The following is a 20,728-nucleotide window of genomic DNA, read 5'->3' on the forward strand; positions in this document are numbered from 1 at the left end:
TGCCGAGCAGATGCACGGCCGCGCAGGATTCGACATCCTTCGGCTTCATAACGGCATACACGCGTCGACCAAAGCTCGAGCGGAGAAATGACTCGTCGCCCGGGCGCAACCCGCATCATGCTGCTCGCATGCTGTTGCGCAACGCTACGACGGCGGACCTGCCGGAACTCGTTGACGTCCAGGAAGCCGGTGCCCGGATCGCCCTCGCCCACGTCTTCCCCCAGGACGTCCATCCGTTCCCACGCGCCGCGATCCGGGGCCGCTGGGCTTCGGAGTTGGCAGACCCGGAGGTCGAGGTCTACGTCGCGGTAAGGCGAGAACCCACGATAGAGGGCTTCGCGGCAGTGCGGGTCAACGAACTTCTGCACTTCGGCACCGCCGTCGACACCTGGGGCACCGGGTTCGCCACCACCATCCACAGCGAGCTGGTCCAACGCCTGGCGCGTAGCGGCCGACCAACGGCATGGCTCCGTGTCTTCGAACAGAACCATCGGGCGCGCCGGTTCTACGAGAAGATGGGCTGGACTCCGACGCAACGGCTCACCCGGAGCACCTACGCGCCGTACCCGACCCTCATCGACTACGAAACCAGCCTGCCGGGCGCCGCTACGACCGGTCCAGGACAACGCTGACCGAGGTCGGCCCGGCCAAGCCGACCGAAACAGAAGTGCCGCCTGACCAGGGCCGAGAAAATGGTGATCCCCTGTCGTCAAGGGACTCACGACCGGCGAGAACCAGGCCACTTGGTCGAGTTCAACGGCGCCTGGTGCATGTTGTGACTCTGCGGGCACCAGCAAGACACCTCCACGGTTGCCCGAAGGAAACCGTGAACCGGGCCGGCGTGCGCCCCGTGGTGGCGGTGAAAGCCACACCGTCACCACGGAGGAACCTCATGAAAATCCGCTCTCTTTTTGCCTCGTCGGTGCTGGCCGCCGCGTGCGCCGTTGCTCTCGGGGCCGCGCCGGCCCACGCGATCGTCGACGGTGACGTGGTCCCCGGCGGCTGGCAGGGCGACCCGGTGCCGGCCACCAACCCGTACGGCTTCGTCGGCCGGATGAGCATCGGCTGCACGGCCTCGCTGGTCGCGCCGACCGTGGCCTTGACCGCGGCGCACTGCGCGGGCGCGACCGGATCCACGGTCACCTTCGGCGAACTCAACGCCCACCGCGACGGCGGTGAGGTTCGCACCGTGACCGGCACCAGCGACCTCGGTGACACCTGGACGCCGGGGGCGTCGATCCTGGTCATGCGGCTCGACCGGCCGGTCACCACGATCGCACCGGTGCGGCTGGCGGGGCCGGGCGACAGCGGGCTCTGGTCGGGCGGCAAGACGCTGACCGGTCTGGGCTGGGGCAGCATCGTCGACCAGTGCCCGGGATCGCCTCAGATCCCGTCGGCGGAGTTGCGCTCGGCCGACCTGCGCATCGTCGACACGGCGGTTTCGGTCGGTGTCTACCGCAACACGGCCAAGGTCCGGAGTGTGGCCGGGCACCCGGCGAAGGGAGACAGCGGCGGTCCGCTGATCGCCCGCGACGCCGCTGGTCAGCCCGTGCAGGTCGGGGTCTACCAGGCCACGGTCGGTGCCTGCGGGCGCGAGTACGCCAGCTACTACAACCGCATCTGGACGCAGAAGAAGCTGCGCGAGTTCGTGGAGGCGGAGCTGGCCTGACGCCGTACGGGAACCGAGGTTGACTTCGAGAGCACTCGAAGGACCAGCATGCGGGGCATGAGCGAAATCGTGCTGGGGGCCATGCTGTTCGGGACCAGGATCGGCGAGCGGGAGTCGTTCGCGCTGCTCGATCGGTTTGTGGAACTGGGTGGGCGGTGGATCGACACGGCCGACAACTACGCGTTCTGGGAGCACCCGTCGGGGCTCGGCGGGCACAGCGAACTGGTGATCGGCCGGTGGCTGGCGGCGCGGCCCGGCATGCGTGAGCGGGTGCTGATCAGCACCAAGGTGGGGGCCGAGCCGACCGATCCGCGGCTCGGGCTCGCGGCGATGGAGGGGCTGTCGGCGAAGACGGTCCGAGCAGCGCTGACCGGCAGCCTGCAGCGGCTCGGTGTCGATCACGTGGACATGTACTGGGCGCACGTCGAGGACCGGTCGGTGCCGCTCGCCGAGACGGCCGGTGTGTTCGAGGAGGTGCGCGCGGCGGGGCTCGCGCGGCGTACGGGGGCCTCGAACACACCGGCCTGGCGGGTCGAACAGGCCCGCGGTCTCGGCGCCGGCTGGTCGGCGCTTCAGCTGCGGCACTCGTACGCGCAACCCCGCCCCGGCGCGGCGCTGGAGTCCTGGTCCCATCGTCAGGTGTTTCCCGAGACCCTGGATTACGTACGGGCGACGAGCGGCCTGGATCTGTGGGCGTACTCGCCGCTCATCAACGGCGCGTACGGGCGGCCCGACCGTCCGCTGGAGGCGGCGTACGACCATCCGGGAACCACCCGCCGCCTGGCCACGCTGGTCGAGACGGCCCGTTCGCTCGGCGTCACCCAGAACCAGGTCGTGCTGGCGTGGCTGCTCGGCGGCGACCCCGAGGTGTTCCCGATCGTCGGCGCGAGCACCCCGCAGCGCCTCGACGAGGTGATGGCCGCCCGTGACGTCAAGCTCGACACGGCCGTACGGGAAAGCCTCGACGCCGCTTCCTGATCGGCGGAGGATGCTGGGGTGGCGGTGTTGCGGTCGGTCAACGTCGGGATGCCCAGGGATGTGCGGTGGCAGGGCCGCACCGTCCACACCGGCATCTGGAAACTTCCGGTCGACGGCCCGGCCGTGGTCCGCCGCCTCAACCTCGACGGCGACGGGCAGGGCGACCTCGGCGGCCACGGCGGTGAGATGCGGGCGGTGTTCGTCTACCAGCTCGGCTCGTACGAGCATTGGCAGCGGTTTCTGGGCCGCGACGATTTCTCGTACGGGCAGTTCGGCGAGAACTTCACGGTCGAGGGCCTGCCCGACGACGAGGTGTGCGTCGGCGACCGCTACCGGATCGGGACGGCCCTGTTCGAGGTGACTCAGCCGCGGGTGACCTGCTACCGGGTCGGCATCCGGACAGCCGAGCCCCGGATGCCGGCGCTGCTCGTGCAGCATCACCGGCCCGGCTTCTACTTCCGCGTGCTCGAGGAAGGCGAGGTCGAGGCCGGCGACGAGATCGTCAAGGTCGCCGACGGCCCGGAACGGATGACCGTGGCCGAGGTCGACGGCCTGCTCTACCTGCCCGGTCATCCGCGCGACCGGATCGAGCGGGCGCTGCGCATCCCCGCCCTCAGCCCGGGGTGGCAGGGTTCGTTCCGGGCCATGGTGAGCGGTCCGGCCAACGGCAACGCGGGTCTGGTCGAGGCCGCTCCCCCACCGGCGTGGTCCGGTTTCCGCCCGCTGCGGGTGACCGCGGTCGAGCCGGAGAGCAACACGATCACCTCGATCCGGTTGGCCGGTCCCGTGCCGGCGCCGCTTCCAGGCCAATTCCTGACCGTACGGGTGAGGCCCGGTCTCGTCCGCAGCTACTCGCTGTCCGGGCCGCCGGACGGCACCGGTTACCGCATCAGCGTGAAGCAGGAACCGCACGGCGCGGCCAGCACTTTTCTGCACACCGGCCTGCACCCCGGCGACCTGCTCGACGTGGCCGCGCCCCGGGGGACCTTCGTGCTGCGCCCCGCCCCGACGCCGGTCCTGCTGGTCAGCGGCGGCGTCGGGGCGACCCCCGTGCTGTCGATGCTGCACGCGCTCGCCACGCAGCGGTCCGACCGCGAGGTGTGGTGGCTGCAGGCCGCCCGCGACGGCGCCGACCGTCCGTTCGCGACCGAGGCGGCCACGCTGCTGGCCGAGCTGCCGCACGCCCGTTCGCACATCTGGTTCAGCCGCCCCGGCGCCGGCGACCGGCCCGGCCGCGACTACGACAGTGCGGGCCGGCTGACCGCCTTGGAGGCACTTGGCCTCCCGCCGGACGCCGACGCCTACCTCTGCGGCCCGGCCGGCTTCCTCACGGACGTCACCACGGCGCTGGTCGAGGCCGGCGTCTCCGCGAACCGCATCCATACCGAGGTTTTCGGCGCGCTCTCCGGGCTGACCCCGGGCATCTCCGCGGCACCGGCCCGTCCCCCGCACGTTCCCACCGGCGAACCGGGGCGCGGCCCCGAGGTGTCGTTCGCGCGCAGCGGTCTGGCCGTGCCGTGGCCCGACGAGGGCGAGAGCCTGCTCGCGCTGGCCGAGGCGTGCGACGTGCCGGTGCGCTGGTCGTGCCGGATCGGTGTCTGCCACACCTGCGAAAGCGGCCTGCTGGCGGGCGAGGTCACCTACACCACCGAGCCCGTCGACCCACCGGCCGACGGCAACGTGCTGATCTGCTCGGCCCTGCCCCGTGGGCCCGTGGTGCTCGACCTCTGAACGGACACGGGCGCTTCAGCCCTCGAGCCGGTCGAGGATCGTCGCGGTGATTTTCGCGCTCAGCTCTTCGGTCGGGTTCTTCTGATCGAGGAGTGCTGCCAGCCGGAGCGCGACGACCACGGCGGCCGTCCCGGCCTCGGGCAACGCCTCCGCTGCGGCGAGCAACGCGGTGGAGGCTGCGGCGCGGTCGTCCCCTCCGTCGTCATCCACGGTCCACCCGCCGCTGTCGATCCGGCTCCGCAGGAACAGCGCGGCCGCGAGCAGCAGCTGGTCGACGGGACGGGCGTCTTGTTCACCGTCAAGGGTGACCGCGAGTGCGACCAGTTCGTCGACGACATCGACGGCAGGCACTCGGAACGGCGGTCCCAGCAGTCGCGCCAACGCGGGAAGCGGTTCGCCTTCGCCGATCCGGTCACCGAACGCGGCCCGCAGGGTCTCCGCCGCCGGTGGAGCCGCCTGGTCCTTGCGCCGGTCACCCGGGCCGGACCGATGTCCGGATCCCTCGTAGATCAACATTTGGGCAATGGCACCACGATGCGCCGCGTGTTCTCCCTGCACCGACTGAAGCGCCGTCGTCATCTGTACGAGCGCGTTGAAATCGAACCCGCTGCCACCGGCGCCGAACGAAGCGAGGAAAGTCCGCATGGCCTGGGCGACCTTGAGCAAAGTCCGCGCGGCGTCGACGAGCGCGGGATTGGTGGCCGTCGCCTCGACCTCGTTGAAGCATTCCACGGCTCGGTCGGCATCCGCGAGGAAGACGGCCGCCGAGCGACGGAGAAGAGACGGATCGCCCTGGAGGCCCCGCGTTGCCCGGCCCAGCAGCAGCTGGCCGACCATGATGCGCCCGGAGTTGCGGAGCGTCGCCGGCAACGCGGTGTCAGGAAGTGATTCCTCGAGGAGGTCGATACCGCGGTCGCGATCGATGTCGGTGCCGCCGTGGGCCATGTGCCGAGTGCCGATCAACCATCCGAGCTGGCTTCCGACCTGGCTCCACAGCGTGTCACCGGGTGACAGGTAGCCATGAGCCTCCTCAACAACATCCACCGCTTCGTTCAGGAACGGGAGCCCGGACGCACTGCCAGGTCTTTCACGCCAGTAACGGTCGGCCAGATGGCTACCCAGCTCGAGGAGAGCACGAGTCCGTGCAGGGCCGCTCAGACGAGTGAGCCGCGTACGCAGCGCTGCGGCTTTCTCGTCGGCCGCAGACCCGGATCCGGCCGTGGTCATCCGGTCACGCTCCCCAGTGGGTGCAGTTGGCCCACAAGAACACCTGATCGAGGACGGCCGTCTGGCACTGGTCACGGAGGTCCGCGGGCATTCCGTCCGGAAAAACCCGCCCCGGATCGAGCATCCAGAGCTGAGCCGACCGCAGAGCCTCCCAGACCGGCTGCCCGACGACCTGCCGGTAGTGGTGCACCATGTACAACAGCACCGCGGTTGGCCCGTCCGGTACGGCCCACTGCGTGGCCAGCACCGATCTCGCGCCACCGGCCAGGAAGGCCGAGCCAAGACTGTAGGCCTCGTCGTGGCCACCGGTGGGCAAGCCGTCACCTGCCCCGGACAGCACTACGAGATCAACACCAGGATCGCCGGCGCCCAGGAGCACAGCGACCTCGCCGGCGGTCAGTTGTTCGCCGCCCGCGAGGAGCAGGTGCGAGGGTCGACCCCGCAGCTTCGAGTAGGACGTCACCCGGCAGGCCAGGTGCACCATCGAGCCACGGGCCGGCCCGGTCCCGGCCAGCCAGGACCGTACCTCTGCGGCGGTGGCGGCGCCGGACGGGCTGACCGATCCGTTCGGGCGCAAGCCCAGGTAACGGCTGCCCCGATAGAAGGACTGTCGGACCGCGTAGGCCTCGATGCGCGCTCCCGGCATGGGCGCGTTCAGGCCGCCTGTGTCCGGGTCGCCCACTACCAGACCCGTGGGCCCGGCCGACGTCCGCGGAATTGCCGCGGACCGGCCGAGCAGACCGGCGGAGACCGTCTGCGAGAGCGAGACCAGCTCGACGGCGTACACGCCGTCACTTCGGCGAGCGGCGTGCCACGGCACCCGGGCGAGGTCGCCCACGGGCGCCAGCACCAGTCGGGGCACCTCGCGAGAGCTTGTCGGCTCGAGCCGGGGCAGGCAGCGCTCGATCAACGGCCCGATGGTGGACCGCCAGGCCCAGTCGCACAGCGCACCAAGGCTGCCGGCGAACTTCGGATCGGCGTCGGTCTGCAGCAGTGTCCGCCCGGTCGCGGGGCCCAAGTCCCGGCTGGTCGCGTCGGCGAGGTAGAGGTACATCTCCGGGTTGTCGTCCGGACGGAGAGCGGGCAGCGCCAGGTAAGTGGCAGGCCCCGCCGACGGGGCGACGATGGCATAGCCCGGCGCCGAGTCGTCTCCCGGAACCAGATAGACCAGGGCATCAGCATCGACAGACCTCAGTGTCCGCTGAATCTCGCTGTAGGACGGCGGGTCGAGCAGCGTCGCGATCGGGTCGCCGTCCGCCAAAGCATCCAACGTCTCCTGCCGCAGCTGCCGCGTCGGTCGAGCCGCGTCGGTGGCCCGCCATGCCTCGGACAGGTCACGCCGGCCGGCCAAGGCGAGCCGATCGGCCGGCTCGGGTGCCACGAGCGCCGCGAACAGCGCGATTCCGCGTCCGGCGTCGAGAGCCGCCATAGCCCCCGCGGGGTCGTTGCTCCGCAGACACTGCCGGGCGATGGCGGTCGCGTCGCGTGTCGCTGCTTCGACGACAGCGGGGTCTGCCCGGACCAGCAATTCACCCAGATATTTCCGGAGGCCTGCCATCGACGCGGCCTGCGTCTCCCCTGCGCTGCGGGTCGCGGGTAGCGCGGCCAGCATGTCCTGGATCATCGACCAGACCGGGTGATGCGGCCCACCAGCCAGGGCACGGGCGGATGCGAGAAGAGACCGTGCCTCGTCCCACTCGGAGGTCCGGCCGGTGAGCTCGCTCCGCCGGAACAACCCGAGGGCAAGACTTGCGAGCATGAAGACGTGGTCGGGTTCGGAGGGTCCGCTCGCCTCGACCGCTCGGCGAAGCAGGTCGATCCCGGCGTCGACCCGGGCCAGGTCCCGCTCCTGTCCGTGTGCCAGCGCGGTCATACCCGCCTGCATGTACGCCATCGCCCGCAGGTCGGGACGTTCGGTGCGGTCGGCCAGCGCCACCATCTGATCCAGGTCCTCATCCGAGATCGGGAACTCGGCCTCACCCGCCATGCGGTCCGTCATGGAGATCAGGTTTTCCACGGTTGTCCGCAGCTCATCATCGGCGGGCAGCCGCTCCACGATCCGCCGCACCTCGGTGAGCTCCGCGCTGAGGTCGCCGCCGTGCTGATGGGCCTGGTTCAGCCGCGAGGTGGCCGCCATCAGCTGGACAGCGGTCGACGCCCGGTCGTCCGGTGCCGCCTCCACAGCCGCGTCATAGGTGTCGTAGAGGCCGGCGAAGCCCTGATCGAGGACTTCGGCGGGCGTCACCACCTCGGGTTCGGCACTTGCCGGCCCGGCTCGCGTGGCAAAGCTCGCAAGGTCCTGAGCGGAGCTCGTGGCAAGGCGGTCAGAGGTCAGGTACTGCAGCCGGAGCGGTGGGACGGGTGTGCTGCCGCCGGGAGGCCCGTCGGAGTCGTCGGCCAAGGCGTTCATCATCGCCGCGTCGACGGCCATGTCGATCAACGTCTCCACCGCCTCGGCCATGGGACCGTCCAGCTCGACCTCGTCGAGGTTGCCGACGGCGACGGCGCGCAGCAGCTCCCAGCCCTCCGCATGATCGGTGCCGACGTCGGCCAATGAGATGAGTTCGGCCAGTTCAGGCCGGGCCCGGTCGCCGCGCGGGCGGCTGAGCAGAGCCGCGACCACGCCGGCAGCCATGACGCTCAGCGCCGGGGTCGCCCCGGGCAGCGCGCGGACTCCGGCGATCCCTCGTTCGATGTCGACAGCGCCGGTCAGAGCGGCCGCCAGCTCCTCGTGCCGCTTTCGCGACTCGTCCTGCAAACCCAACAGCACTCCGGTCGTGATCTGTGCGGTCGCGGGCCGCAGCCGGCCCCTCGGCAACGGCGTAGGAGGAGTGAACAACGGCCATGCGACGAGGTCAAGCGGACGGACATGAATCAGCCTTCCGGCGCTTGAACCGTCTGACCGCGATTGAGTACCGTACGCACTTCGGACAGATGATCGAGATCAATGACATCCAGCGTCAGGAGTCTCTTTGGACATCGAACTGGGTGATGCGGTCGCCGCGCTGCGGTCGGAGCTCCTGCTCGCCGCTGAGAACGGCATCGATCAGGACGTCTCCTTCGTGGTCGGTCCCATCGAGCTCGAATTCGCCGTGGAGCTGCGCGCCGACGCGCGAGCCAAAGCGGGGTTCAAGGCCTGGGTGGTCACCGGCGAGGTCGCCGCCGGTGTAAACCGCGGCACGACCCAGAAAGTCAAGGTCACGCTGACCCCGCAGCGTCCCGACGGCGGCGGCTGGCTGGTTGCGGGCCGACCTCCGGCCTCCGGTCCAGCCCAGCACTCCGACCGCCTCGGTCGCTGACGCCTGCTCGAGACACCGCGTGCACATCGACCGGGTCGTCGGCATCCACGCGGAGGAACTGGTCGGCTCGGGCTACCTGATCGGCTCCCGCCTCGTCCTGACCTCGGCGCACGTGGCATCGGTGGTAGACGCCCCGATCGAGGTGATCACGGCGGACAACGAGGCGACCTATGCCGGATCTGTGCGATGGCGGGGCTCTGCCGGTGGTCGCGACGACGTGGCCCTTGTGGAGATCGACGACGCCGATTGGCCGGAATATCCGGTGCCGACGCGATGGGGACGGGTAGCGACCGGCCGTCCGGGAACCGCGTGCGAGACCGCCGGGTTCCCCGTCTGGGCCCGGACGTTCGAGGGACGTGGGGAGCTCTGGCATTCCGAGGGCCGCCTCAATCCCGGCAGCGGCCACGTCGGGGACCGGTACTACCTGACGTTGACCGGTGTTCCCCCGGCGTCACCGGCCGACGGTTCATCGCCGTGGGCCGGCCTCTCCGGAGCCGCCCTGTTCTGCGGCGATCTGCTCACCGGGGTGATCGCCTGGGATCCGCCCGGGGCCCAGCACGGTCACCTCGCAGCCGTACCGGTGTACGCATTCTGCCGCGATCCTGGCTTCCTCGACATGCTCGCCGCCCATCACGTGGGCACAGCCATCCTGGAGCCGGTCGAGCTTCAGGAGGCCGCCGAGATCGAGGTACTGCCGGCCGGTTCGGCTGCATCCCTGCTCAGGGCGCGGGCCGAGGTTGTGCGCTTCCGCGGCCGCGACGAACTGATGGAGAGCCTGCGGGGCTGGTGCGTCCGTCCGGGTCGGCCGGTACACCTGGTGCACGGCCCGGGCGGCCAGGGCAAGACGAGGGTCGCCCAGGAGCTGTGCAGCCGCCTGACCTCGCTGAGGTGGGCGACGCTCTGGCTCCGCAACGACGCAGCCGCCGACTCCTTCGCCGCCGTCGCGCACAGCGCGGTGCCAATGATCGTCGTCGTGGACTACGCCGAGTCGCGTAAGGACCAAGTCGTCGCCCTGTTACGGGCCGCCTCCCGGCACAATGGGCGGGAACCGTTGCGGATACTGCTGATCGCCCGGGCGATGGGCCCCTGGTGGGAGGATCTGAGCGACGACGCGGAGTCGATGCTCGACGGCACCCGGACGACATTCCTCTCCGAGCTGGAGAAGGATCCGGCCGGACGGTCCGCGGCCTACGGCGCGGCCGTCAAGGATTACGCGACCGTGCTCGCCAAAGCCATGCCGGGCACCGATTGGCTGACGATCTCCACCCGCCTGAGTTCCCGGGGCAACGCGTCGCTGCGAGACGACACCGCACTCACGATCCACATGACGGCGCTGGCCGACCTGCTCGACGCCGCGACCACGAGCGAGCTGGAATCTCCGGTATCCGGAGCAGCGCCCGTCGAGGACCGCCTGCTCCACCACGAACGACGCTACTGGCGACGTACTGCCCGGGGCGTCCGCGAGCTGGACACGATCGGCGACCAGGCCATGGAGGATGCCCTGGTCGCCGCGATGGCATTCGGCGCCGCCGATCGTCGCCAGGCCGACGCCCTGCTGGAGCGCCTCGACCGGATGGAGGGGCATCCGTACGACCGCCGGGCCGCGCTCCGTGATTGGATCAGCCATCTCTATCCGGGCACCGACGACCGGATATGGGGAAGTATGCAGCCCGACCGGCTGGTTGAACGCTTCGTCGGACGGCGAATGGCAAACGACGCCGCCCTGATCGCCGGCCTGATACCGGTCGCCGGCAACACGCAACGGGCCCGGCTACTCACCGTCTACTCCCGGGCGGTGGCTCACCCGGCGGCTGACGCCACGCTCGGTGAGACGCTGACCGAGATGTGCATCCGTCACCGGGACGACCTGACCCAAGCCATGATCGACGTAGCGCCCTTCACCGAGGCGGCGGCCCCGTTGATCGCCGCACTGTTCCGAATTTTGGACTCGACCGGCGTCGAAGGGCAGGTCGATGTCCTCCAACGCATCCCGGTCGGCAGCACCGTACTGGCTGAGGTCGGCGTCCACGCGGCGCAGAGGGTGGTCGACGACTACACCGGTCGGTTGGCCGACGACGTAGACACCCTGATCGGCCTGGTTTCGGCGTACGACACCCTGTCCGTCTGGTCCGGTCGGCTCGGCCGGTACGAGGCGGCGGTTCGCACCGCGAGCGATGCCGTCGACGGCCGGCGGGCCATGGCCGACGGCCTGATCGACGATCAGCAGTCGAAGCTCGCCGATTCGCTCAGCAACCTCGCGGTCTGGTTGGGCGCCCTGGGCCGGCGCACAGACGCGCTGGCCGCCATCCGCGAGGCACACGACATCTACCTCGGCTTGCAGGCCGAGGTAGATATCGATCCCGACGGCCGGCCGCAGCTCGCCCGGTCCTACAGCAACCTCTCGGTACGCCTGGCCGACGTGGGGGCGGCCTCGGAGGCGCTCGAAGCCGGGCGGGCGTCGGTACGCATCTGGCGCGAGCTGGCGGCTCAGGACGACAGGCACCGCTCCGAACTAGCCGCTGCCCTGACCAACCTGGCCGTCCATCTCGCCGCCCTGAGCCGGCACGGGCAGAGTCTGGTGGCGGTCGACGAGGCGGTACAGATCTACCGTCAGCTCGCGGCCACCAATCCCGATTCGTACCTGCACGACCTGGCCCGGACCCTCAACAACCTCGCCAACGGACTCGCTGTGCTGGGGTACGTCGCGCGGGCGCTGGCGTCTTCGACCGAGGCGGTCGGCATCTATCGCCGGCTCACGGCTTCGGGCGAGGGCGCCTTTCAGCCCGAACTGGCGTCCTGCCTGAACAACCGCGCCGTCCTCCTGGACAGCGCCGGTGACCGTGCCGGCGCATCCGAGACCGCAGCGGAGGCTGTCGGCATTCTGCGCCGGCTCCGAGCCGGACTCCCGGACGCTTTCCTTCCCGACCTGGCCGCGTCACTGGTCAACCAAGCTCGCCTGGAGCCTGGCTCGGCCGACTCGTCGACGATGCTGGACGAGGCCGTGCGCCACTACGAGGCCCTGATCGGGCAGTGGCCGGGCCGCTACGGCCCCGCGCTGGCCGAGGCCCGCTCCCTGCTCGCTCAGACACCCGGGTGAATCCGCGGCCCCGCAGAGGGCGATGACGTTGCGTCTGCGAATAGCGCCCACACTTGCCGTTACCGGGCCATGACTCCTTCGCTCCACCACGCATGCGACCTGCATAAATAGCAATTACCATTATCACGGTGGTCGATGTCACATCGACGTCCGGCGATCGCCCGAGAGTCGCTTCTGACCAGCCTGATTAGACGGTCGCGAAAGCGCGGTCGGGGCTTTGCGGCTTGCCCGGAAGGTGACCGATCATGCTAAATTCGCCGCCGTGAATGCGGGGAACGGCGCCGAAGTCCTGCCCTGAATCCGAGACTGCGCGAATTCATTGCGGGAGGAATACGTGCGCCGTGTCTGCCTGACCGTGCCCACCAATCGGGAGTGCACCGCCACGCTGGCCGAGGTGGTGGCCGAAGCCGAGTATGCGGCGGGGCACTTCGACGTCGAGGTGCATCTGCTCGTGCTCGACTCGTCGGAACACTTCGCGGAGCACGCCGAAGTGCTGCGCGGCGCGGCGCACGTGTCGCATCTGGACGAGGCGGCCCAGCGCGACTTCCTGCGGCGGGTGATCGGGCGGTCGGGGGTCGGCAAGCCCGATCTGATGCTCGACCTCATGCTGCCGGACCGGCTCTCCTACGGCGCCTGCACCAACCGGGCCTTCCTGATCGCGGCCGCCCTGGGCTGCGAATCGGTGCACCGGCGGGATTCCGACAGCTTCTTCCAGACGTACGGGAACGAAAAGATCTTCCCGATCCACGCCGAGCTGTTGTCGCTCGGGAAGCCGGCGCGGGAGGCCGTGACCACCGAGGACCGCCTCGATCCGGCGCTGCGGGACGCGACCGTCGAGATGGTGGGCGCGTCGTTCGTCGGGGAGATGTCGGTCGACCTGGGTGAGGTCCGCGACCACGACGCCTATTACGACCTGGTCAGCCTCTGGGCGGCCGACGGCACCACCGACGCCGAGAAGCGGGAGCTGGTCGACGACTCGTTCACCGGCAGCGCGCCTTTCGACGGCGACCGGTCGACGCTTTCGGTGGTCGACCCGATGCGCGTGGACATGCACAACATCGCCTTTCACGGGCTGCACGAACGCATTCCGCTGCCGCCCGCCACCGACACCATCGGCAGCGACTATTTTCTCATTCACGTCGCCGACAAGGCCGGCCTGCCGGGAGTGCTGCACAACCGGCACATCGTCAACTTCCACACGGCCGAACGGAAGACCGACACCGGTTTCCTGGCCTATCAGATGCGGTTCGCCAAGTTCATTCTGTCGATGGCGTACCTGCACTTCGTGTACGAGCGGATGACCAGCGACGACCCGGCCACGATCGCCGCCATCGTACGGATGAGCACCTGGCAGCCCCGCGAGACGAACGAGGCCAAGGCCGACGCCATGGAGCTCGCCTACCGGCGGCTCGGCGGACGGTTCGTGCATGTCGCCGACCGGATCCGGGAGGACCGGCAACGCCTGCTGGTCGAGGCGCGCCGCGACATGGACGACTTCGCGCTGCTCATCGACGCGTGGAGTTCGCTGGTCGAGGCCGCCCGCGCCACGAGTCTGTCCTCATGACGGACCGGCCCCACGTACGGTCGGCCCTCGCCGGCGCCAAGCGTGACCTGCTCGTCTATGACCTCACCGGCATCGACGAGCAGTACGACACGCTGCGGCGCGAGCTGCCCGGGGTGCTCGTCCGCTTCGCCATGAAGGCCTGCCCGGTGCCCGAGGTGCTGACGTCGCTGGCCGATCGGGGGGCCGGTTTCGACGCGGCCAGCCCGGGCGAGATCCGGCAGGCGCTGGCCACGGGCGTCTCGCCGCTCGACGTGCACTACGGCAACACGGTCAAGTCCGATGCCGACATCGCCGACGCCCACGGGCTGGGTATCACGACGTTCGCCACCGACTGTGCTGAGGACGTACGGGCCATCGCCGTGAACGCACCCGGCGCGCGCGTCTTCTGCCGGGTCGCCACCACCGGCGAGGGCGCGCTGTGGGGGCTCACCGGCAAATGCGGGGCCGACGACGCGGTGGCCGTGCTCGTGGAGGCCCAGGAGCTCGGACTGGTCCCCGCGGGCGTCTCCGTCCACGTCGGATCACAGCAGATGACCGTCGGCGGGTGGGAACGCGCCTTCGACCGCCTGTGCGAGGTCCGGGAAGCGCTGGAGTCCCACGGTATCCGGCTCGACCACGTCAACCTGGGCGGCGGCCTGCCCGCCGAGGGATACCTGGACTCCGGTGGGCGGCCGATGACCCCGCCCACCGCCGAGATCTTCGCCGCGATCCGGGCCGGCATGCGGCGGCTGGGCGACGACCTGCGCTTCGTCGTCGAACCGGGGCGCTATCTGGTCGCCGACCACGGCACGATCCGCGCCCACGTCGCCCGGCTCACCGTGCGCCGCGAGCCGTGGCTCTATCTGAGCTGCGGGCGCTTCAACGGCCTGTACGAGGCCGACCAGCTGCGCTACCGCCTGGAGTTCCCGACCCGCGAAGGCGGCCCGCTCGTGCCCGCCGTCGTCGCCGGCCCCACCTGCGACAGCGACGACACCCTGGGCGGCGCCCCGGCCCCCGTACCGGCCGATCTGGTTTCCGGCGACCCGGTGTGGATCCGTTCGGCCGGCGCCTACGCGACCAGCTACACCACCCAGGGCTTCAACGGTTATGCCCCGCTGAGCTGCGTGGCCGTGCGCGCCGAGCGGATCCGCCCGATCGGCGACCACGACTGGGACGCGATCGCGCTGCTGGAGAAGGAGGCGTACGCCGCGAGCGGCATCTCCGAGGAGCGCGCGGTGCTCGAATCCCGGGGCCGGATCTCGCCGGCCACCTCGTTCGTGCTGGAGACCGAGGACGGCGTCGGCGGTTATCTGCTGGCCCTTCCCTATCCCCCGGACGAGTTTCCCGACCCGCACCGCGCCGAGACCGTCCGGCACCGCTCGGCCAACCTGCACCTGCACGACATCGTCGTCGGCGAGGGCCTACGCGGCCGCGGCTGGGCCCGGCGCCTGGTGCGGCACCTGACGGAAACGACGCCGTACGAACGGATCTCGCTGGTCGCCGTGGGCGGGAAGGCCGGTTTCTGGGCGGCCCGCGGCTTCCACGAGCATCCCGAAGTCCCGCTGCCGCCCGGCTACGGCCCCGGCGCCGTCTACATGTCCCGGGTGATCGCATGAGCGCCTTCCGCCGCGCCCAGCTCTCGGTCGGCGCGCTGTTCTGCCTGCTCGGCTTCCAGTACTCGACGTGGGCGGCCCGCATCCCGGCCCTCACCGACCGGCTGCACCTGACCGCGGCCGAGGTCGGCGTGCTGCTGCTGGCGGCCGGGGTCGGCGCCGCCGTGTCGTTCCCGATCGTGGCGAAGCTGATGGCGGTGCTCGGGTCGCGGCGGCTGTCGATCGCCGCCGGGCTCACCCTGATCGCGGCCCTGGCCGGGATCGGCGCCGCCCCCAACTACCCGGTGGCGCTGGCCGTGCTGCTCGTGGACGGCGTCGCGGTCGGCTGCCTCAACGTGGCCATGAACGCGCAGGGAGCGGCGCTCGAGGCGGCGTACGAACGCAACACCATGGCCCGCCTGCACGCGTTGTTCAGCGGCGGCATCTTCACCGCGGCCCTGCTCGCCTCGGGGGTCACCGCCCTCACCGGCTCGCTGGCCGTGCACTTCGGCATCGCCGGCGCGCTGCTGGTGCTGCTCGTCCTCGTGGCCCGGCCGGCCCTGCTGGAGCAGGATCTGCCGGCCCCGCCCAAGGCCGAGGGCCGCCGCTGGTCGCTGCCGTCGAAGGTGGGGCTGTGGCTCGGCGCGGCCATGGCGCTGACCACGATCACCGAGGGCGCGATGACCGACTGGTCCGCCCTCTATCTGGAACGGGTCGCGCACGCCGCCCCGCAGGTGCTGCCGCTGGGCATCGCGGTGACCTCGGCCATGATGGTGACCGCGCGGCTGTTCGCCGACGGCTGGCGGGCCCGCTGGGGCGACAAGCGGGTCGTTCTGATCGGCGGGGCCGTGGCCGGGGCCGGGCTCGGGCTGGCACTGGCGGCCGGTGGGGTGGTTCCGGCGCTGGCCGGGTTCGCCTGCGTCGGGCTGGGCATGGCGGCAGTGAGCCCGTGCCTCTATGTGGCGGCGGCCCGCGAGGGTTCGACCGCGCTCACCATGGCCGCCACCATGGGCACGACCGGGTTGCTGGCCGGGCCGCCCGTCATCGGCCTGATCGCCGAGGCCACCACGCTCACCACGGCGATGGCGGTCGTTGCGGTCACGGCCTGGCTGGCCGTGCTGTGCGTGGTGCCGGTGCGCCTGGGCGAGGACGTCACAGCCAGCCCGCGCGACGCAGCAGCCGATGCAGCACCGCAGCACTGACCACGAGCAGCAGCATGACGATCGGGTAGCCGTACCGGGTGGTGAGCTCGGGCATGTGGACGAAGTTCATGCCGTAGATGCCGGCGATCGCGGTCGGCAGCGCGGCGATCGCGGCCCATGACGCGATCTTGCGCATGTCGTTGTTCTGCTCCACCGTCAGCTGGGCCAGACGGGCCTGCAGCAGCGCGTTGAGCACATCGTCGAACGCGACCACCTGCTCGACCGCGGCGGTGTGGTGGTCGGCGACGTCGCTGAAGTAGCGCCGGACCTCCTTGGGCAGCTCGAGGAACTGCTTGCCCGCCAGCGCGGTCAGCGGGCGCTGCAGCGGCAGCACGGCCGCCTTGAACTTCATCAGCTGCCGTTTGAGCTGGTAGACCTGTTCGACCGTGACCGGGGTGCCGGGCGCGAACACGGCCGCCTCGGTCAGTTCGATGTCGGTCTGCATGGCGGCCGCGATGTCGACGTAGACGTCCACGAGGCGGTCCAGGATCGCGTGCACCACCGACCACGGGCCGTGGGCCAGCGTCTTCGCGTCGGAGCTCAGGTCGGCGCGCAGCGAGCTGAGTTCCATGACGGTTCCCTGCCGTACGGTGATGACGAAGTGCGGCCCCACGAACAGCCGGACAAAACCGGTGCTCACGATCTCGCTGGTGGCGGTGACCCGCTCGTGCTCGACGTACTGGGCGGCCCGCACGACCAGGAACACGACCTCCTCGTACCGTTCGATCTTCACCCGCTGCTCGCGGTGAAGGATGTCCTCGACCGCCAGCGGGTGCAGCCCGAACACCTCGGCGACCCGGCTCAACGCGGCCTCGGTCGGTTCGTGCAGACCGAGCCACACGTACGCACCCTCGCGCTCCCGGGCCTGCGCATAGAGCCGGGCCAGGTCGGCGGCCGGTCCGGGGCGCTCGACGGCGACCCCGTCCACGATCAGCTCGCAGCCCACGATCGCGGTGTGGTCGGCGCGCCCTCGACCCACCGGCCGGGGCGGCTGCCAGGTGCGGCGGCCGTCCAAGATTCTCACCCCCGAAGAGGGAGCCTACGGCCTGGCCACGGACACGTCGCGGAAGGTGACGGCGCCACCGGTGTCGCCGACCGCGCCGAAGACGACCGCGCCCGGGCTGCCCTCGGGCGGCGGGATTCTGGTGGTGAGCAGGGAGCGGTCGTCGAGCGAGACGGTGAGGCGGGCTCCGACGGTGGCGATCAGCAGGTGGTGGGGGTCACCGGGAAGCAGCCGGTGGTCGAGCGGCCAGGTGGCGACGGTCCGCAGCCGGCGGCCCCTCTCCTGCACGATGGTGAGCCGGTCGGGGCAGGCGGCGACCCGGTGCGAGCCGGTGCCGGTCACGTGTGTCCAGACAGCGGCGCAGGCCGGGGTGGCGGCGAGGGTGAACTCGGCGTTGATGACCTGATCGCCGGCGGCGACCACGGCCGGGCACTCGTACGCGTGCGGATCGCGCGGTGTCGCCTCCAGCGGCCCGCCGAGCGCGCACAGGTCCTTGCGCTCGGCCCGGCTGGCCTTGTCGTCGGCAGCGCGGCCGATCACCGCCGGCAGCACTCCGGTGGGCGACGCCGCGGGGGTGGCCGAGCGGTCGACCACGTGGCTGGTGGCGGGATAGGCGAGGAACCCGGCCGCGAGGGCCGCGGCGGCCACTGTCATCACCGACCGGGACGGCAATCGGCGACGGCCGGCCCGGAGCGGCTGTTCGAGCGTGGCGAGCCCGGTCTCGGCCACCGGGACAAAAGCTTCCGTACGCCGTACGGCCGCCGCCGCTCGCCGGACGTCCGGCTGTGTCCGCAGGCTGGTCCGGACGCTGGCGTCACCGGCGCTCAGAAGCTCCTCGAGCAGCTGGTGGGCGGTCGGACGGTGGGCCGGATCGGCCTCCAGCGCCCGCGCAACCAGACCCCGCAGCAGCTCGGGCAGCGCGGAGAGCTCGGGCGCGGGAAGCGGCACACCGGCCGCCGCGGCGACGACGGTTTCGGACACGTACGGCGTCTGACCCGTCGCGGCGTAGGTGACCACCGCGCCCCAGGCGAAGATGTCGGCCGACGTGTCGACGTGGCGGTGCGCGTCGGGCCGGAAGCGTTCGGGACCCATGTAGGCGACGGTGCCGAAGAACTGGCCGGGCGAGGTGTGGTGACTGGTCGTGCCGAGCGACTTGGCCACGCCGAAGTCGATGACCTTGGGGCCGCCCACGGGCGAGAGCAGCACGTTGCCCGGCTTGAGGTCGCGGTGCACGATGCCGGCGTCGTGGATGGCGGCGAGGGCGGTCGTGACGCCGATGGCCAGGCCGTGCAGCCGGCTGCCGGTCAGCGGCCCGTTCTCGCGGATGACCTCGGCCAGGCTCGGCCCGTCGATGTATTCGACGACCAGATAGGGCGGGTCGTGGTCGGCCGCCGCGTCGAGCACTTCGGCCGTGCAGAACGGCGGGACCCGCCGCACCTGCCGGACCTCGCCCCGGAACCGGGCCCGGAAGGCGTCGTCACAGGCCAGTTCCGGGCGTACGACCTTGACCGCGACCCGGGCGCCGGTGGGCGACTCGGCGAGGTAGACGGAGCCCATGCCGCCCTCGCCCAGCCGGGCGACGATCCGATAGGGGCCGAGACGCCGCGGATCACCGGGACGCAAAGGACTCGCAGCCACTTCGCCGGCCACCTATCACTGGGAGTTGTCCATGCCTGTGATCTGCACCGTACACAGCGGACGGGCCGCGTTTGACAACATTATCGTCAAGGAAGATCGAATCGAATGAATGCGAGCAGTGTTCGTTTATCACCACGCGTCATCGGCCGGTGACGGGAACGGAGTGGGCGACCGGAAAATGCCGACGACCCATTGACGGAAGACAAGGCGGAAATGGGCCGGGTCCTCACCCCCGTACGGGAAGGACCCGGCTTTTGATTGTCAGCAGGCGTTGTTCAGTTCGCAGATCTCGGCCTGGCTGGTCGCCACCTTCACGGTGTCGTACCAGATGTAGGACGGGCGCGTGGGCGCGAAGTCCGTGGTGGCCCCGCCGAAGAACGACGAGAAGTACGCGGCGTCGACGAGGTCGCCGTTGCGTACGAACCGCAGGCCGGTGACGGTCGCGGCGGGCCGGCGGTTGAACCAGGCCCGGATCTCGCCGTCGGCGTTGGCCTGTCCCCCGGTCACCGTGTTGGCCCGCACCTTCATCGCGACGTGGAACCACTCCCCGCGCGGGTAGTAGACGTCGCTGCCGTCGGTCCACTTCAGGACCCGGGCGTCGCCGTAGACGCCCTCGTGGCCCATCGAGTAGTAGTAGACCGACGCCTTGCCGTCCCGGCCCCAGACGAACCGCGAACTGAATCCGTTGTAACCGGTGCAGGGAACGCCACCGGAACACGGTGTCGCATTGCCGGTGAGCCCGAGGCCGAGTTTGCCGCCGAACTGCGTGCCGCCCCAGCTGAAATCGCTGCTGAAACGGGCCCAGAACGAGAGGTGGTACTCGCGTTTCGGGGCCAGTTTGAAACGAGCCTGGGCCCCGGAGTTCTCCGGTCCGATCTGACCGGCCGGATAATAGACGCGCAGCGCCTTCGTTCCGGAGTGACGGAAATTGACGCCGTCGACCCAGGTGCGGTTGCTCATCCCGAGATCCCAGTCGGCGTTCCAGCCGGCGGCGGCCCAGGCCGAGCGCGGATAGGGCTGCAGGGAGACGCCGTTCTCGAATCCCTGATAGGTGACGGCGGCGGAGGCGCGGCCCGGCGTGAGCAGGATCAGCAGGACCGCCACCCAGAGGGCGTGGAACCTTTTCATGCGTTGCTCCGATCGTTAGGGAGACCCCCGTGACAGGTCGAGCACGAACGTCCGCCCCGATGGGTGGCGGACGGCCTCGGTGAATCCGAGACGTCGGTAGAAGCCGATGGCGTGCCGGTTCTGCCCGGCCACCATCAGGTGCACGCCGGGAACGTCACGGCGTCGCAGTTCGGCGGTGCAGCGCTCGATCAGCGCGCGCCCCCACCCCCGGCCCTGGAACCGAGGGTCGATCTTCATGTGCAGCTGAGCCGGGTGCCGGGCCAACTCCGGGCCGACCGGAAAGAACCCGCGGTGGAACACGGCCACGGGGTCGGACCCGTCCGGCGGGTACTGCGACCGCAGCGGCGGCCACCAGAACGTCTCGGCCCACACCCGGAACGCCGCGGCGTCGGCCGTCGCCACGATGTAGCCGCCGACGCCGTCCGCGTCGACCAGGACGAAGGCCAGCCCGGGGTCGGCCGTGGCGTACGGGCCGGCGTAAAGGTGCCCCGGGAAGTCGTCGTTGGCGTGCGGGAGCGGCGCGGGCCGGCCGGCGCCGTCGACGCGGGCACAAACCCGGTAGACGCCGGCCATGTCGACCGGGTGGAACTGTCGGACCGTGGCGCTCATGTCAGGCTCCCG

The 20,728-nt window shown here is 70.5% G+C and carries 15 protein-coding genes; 9 read left to right on the forward strand and 6 right to left on the reverse strand.

The genetic code is table 11. The features are described from left to right. Window positions 1-128 precede the first annotated feature (128 nt). From JIG36_RS05695 to JIG36_RS05710, 4 genes are all read left to right on the forward strand, one after another. A complete protein-coding gene (locus JIG36_RS05695) occupies window positions 129-632 on the forward strand; it encodes a GNAT family N-acetyltransferase (protein WP_203374889.1) in 504 nt (167 codons plus the stop codon). Window positions 633-892: 260 nt separating this feature from the next. Next, entirely contained in the window at window positions 893-1,669 is a 777-nt protein-coding gene (locus JIG36_RS05700) for a S1 family peptidase (protein WP_203374890.1), read from the forward strand. 57 nt (window positions 1,670-1,726) lie between these two features. After that, window positions 1,727-2,647, forward strand: a complete 921-nt coding sequence (locus JIG36_RS05705; RefSeq protein ID WP_203374891.1) for an aldo/keto reductase — start codon at window positions 1,727-1,729, stop codon at window positions 2,645-2,647. Window positions 2,648-2,665: 18 nt separating this feature from the next. Then, window positions 2,666-4,378 carry an MOSC and FAD-binding oxidoreductase domain-containing protein gene (locus JIG36_RS05710; protein ID WP_203374892.1) on the forward strand — a complete coding sequence of 571 codons (1,713 nt, stop codon included), beginning with the start codon at window positions 2,666-2,668 and terminating at the stop codon, window positions 4,376-4,378. 15 nt (window positions 4,379-4,393) lie between these two features. Here the strand turns inward: JIG36_RS05710 and JIG36_RS05715 are convergent, their stop codons facing one another. Both JIG36_RS05715 and JIG36_RS05720 read right to left on the reverse strand, forming a co-directional pair. Continuing rightward, entirely contained in the window at window positions 4,394-5,605 is a 1,212-nt protein-coding gene (locus JIG36_RS05715) for a hypothetical protein (RefSeq protein WP_203374893.1), read from the reverse strand. Window positions 5,606-5,609: 4 nt separating this feature from the next. Further along, window positions 5,610-8,369, reverse strand: a complete 2,760-nt coding sequence (locus tag JIG36_RS05720; protein WP_236045538.1) for a CHAT domain-containing protein — start codon at window positions 8,367-8,369, stop codon at window positions 5,610-5,612. A gap of 208 nt (window positions 8,370-8,577) precedes the next feature. On the opposite strand from JIG36_RS05720, the gene JIG36_RS05725 reads away from it, so the two are divergent. From JIG36_RS05725 to JIG36_RS05745, 5 genes are all read left to right on the forward strand, one after another. Continuing rightward, complete coding sequence (locus tag JIG36_RS05725) at window positions 8,578-8,904, forward strand: trypco2 family protein (RefSeq protein ID WP_203374895.1); 327 nt, start codon at window positions 8,578-8,580, stop codon at window positions 8,902-8,904. A 19-nt stretch (window positions 8,905-8,923) separates the two neighbouring features. Then, on the forward strand, window positions 8,924-12,001 hold the full coding sequence (locus JIG36_RS53910; RefSeq protein ID WP_203374896.1) for a tetratricopeptide repeat protein: 3,078 nt from the start codon (window positions 8,924-8,926) through the stop codon (window positions 11,999-12,001). Between the two features lie 334 nt (window positions 12,002-12,335). Continuing rightward, window positions 12,336-13,565 carry a DUF6271 family protein gene (locus JIG36_RS05735; RefSeq protein WP_203374897.1) on the forward strand — a complete coding sequence of 410 codons (1,230 nt, stop codon included), beginning with the start codon at window positions 12,336-12,338 and terminating at the stop codon, window positions 13,563-13,565. Further along, window positions 13,562-15,160 (forward strand): GNAT family N-acetyltransferase, encoded by a 1,599-nt coding sequence (locus tag JIG36_RS05740; RefSeq protein ID WP_203374898.1) that lies wholly within the window; start codon window positions 13,562-13,564, stop codon window positions 15,158-15,160. Before JIG36_RS05735 ends, JIG36_RS05740 begins: the two co-directional genes overlap by 4 nt. Continuing rightward, window positions 15,157-16,338 (forward strand): MFS transporter, encoded by a 1,182-nt coding sequence (locus JIG36_RS05745; RefSeq protein ID WP_203374899.1) that lies wholly within the window; start codon window positions 15,157-15,159, stop codon window positions 16,336-16,338. Before JIG36_RS05740 ends, JIG36_RS05745 begins: the two co-directional genes overlap by 4 nt. On the opposite strand, the gene JIG36_RS05750 is transcribed toward JIG36_RS05745, so the two are convergent. From JIG36_RS05750 to JIG36_RS05765, 4 genes are all read right to left on the reverse strand, one after another. Further along, on the reverse strand, window positions 16,289-17,362 hold the full coding sequence (locus tag JIG36_RS05750; RefSeq protein ID WP_307872579.1) for a CorA family divalent cation transporter: 1,074 nt from the start codon (window positions 17,360-17,362) through the stop codon (window positions 16,289-16,291). The genes JIG36_RS05745 and JIG36_RS05750 overlap by 50 nt on opposite strands. 15 nt (window positions 17,363-17,377) lie before the next feature. Beyond that, entirely contained in the window at window positions 17,378-18,979 is a 1,602-nt protein-coding gene (locus tag JIG36_RS05755; protein ID WP_307872580.1) for a serine/threonine-protein kinase, read from the reverse strand. 261 nt (window positions 18,980-19,240) lie between these two features. Further along, window positions 19,241-20,107 (reverse strand): polysaccharide lyase, encoded by an 867-nt coding sequence (locus JIG36_RS05760; RefSeq protein ID WP_203374900.1) that lies wholly within the window; start codon window positions 20,105-20,107, stop codon window positions 19,241-19,243. 15 nt (window positions 20,108-20,122) lie between these two features. Beyond that, entirely contained in the window at window positions 20,123-20,716 is a 594-nt protein-coding gene (locus JIG36_RS05765) for a GNAT family N-acetyltransferase (RefSeq protein ID WP_203374901.1), read from the reverse strand. Window positions 20,717-20,728 lie beyond the last annotated feature (12 nt).

This window comes from Paractinoplanes ovalisporus (assembly GCF_016834655.1).
Classification (GTDB): Bacteria; Actinomycetota; Actinomycetes; order Mycobacteriales; family Micromonosporaceae; genus Actinoplanes; species Actinoplanes ovalisporus.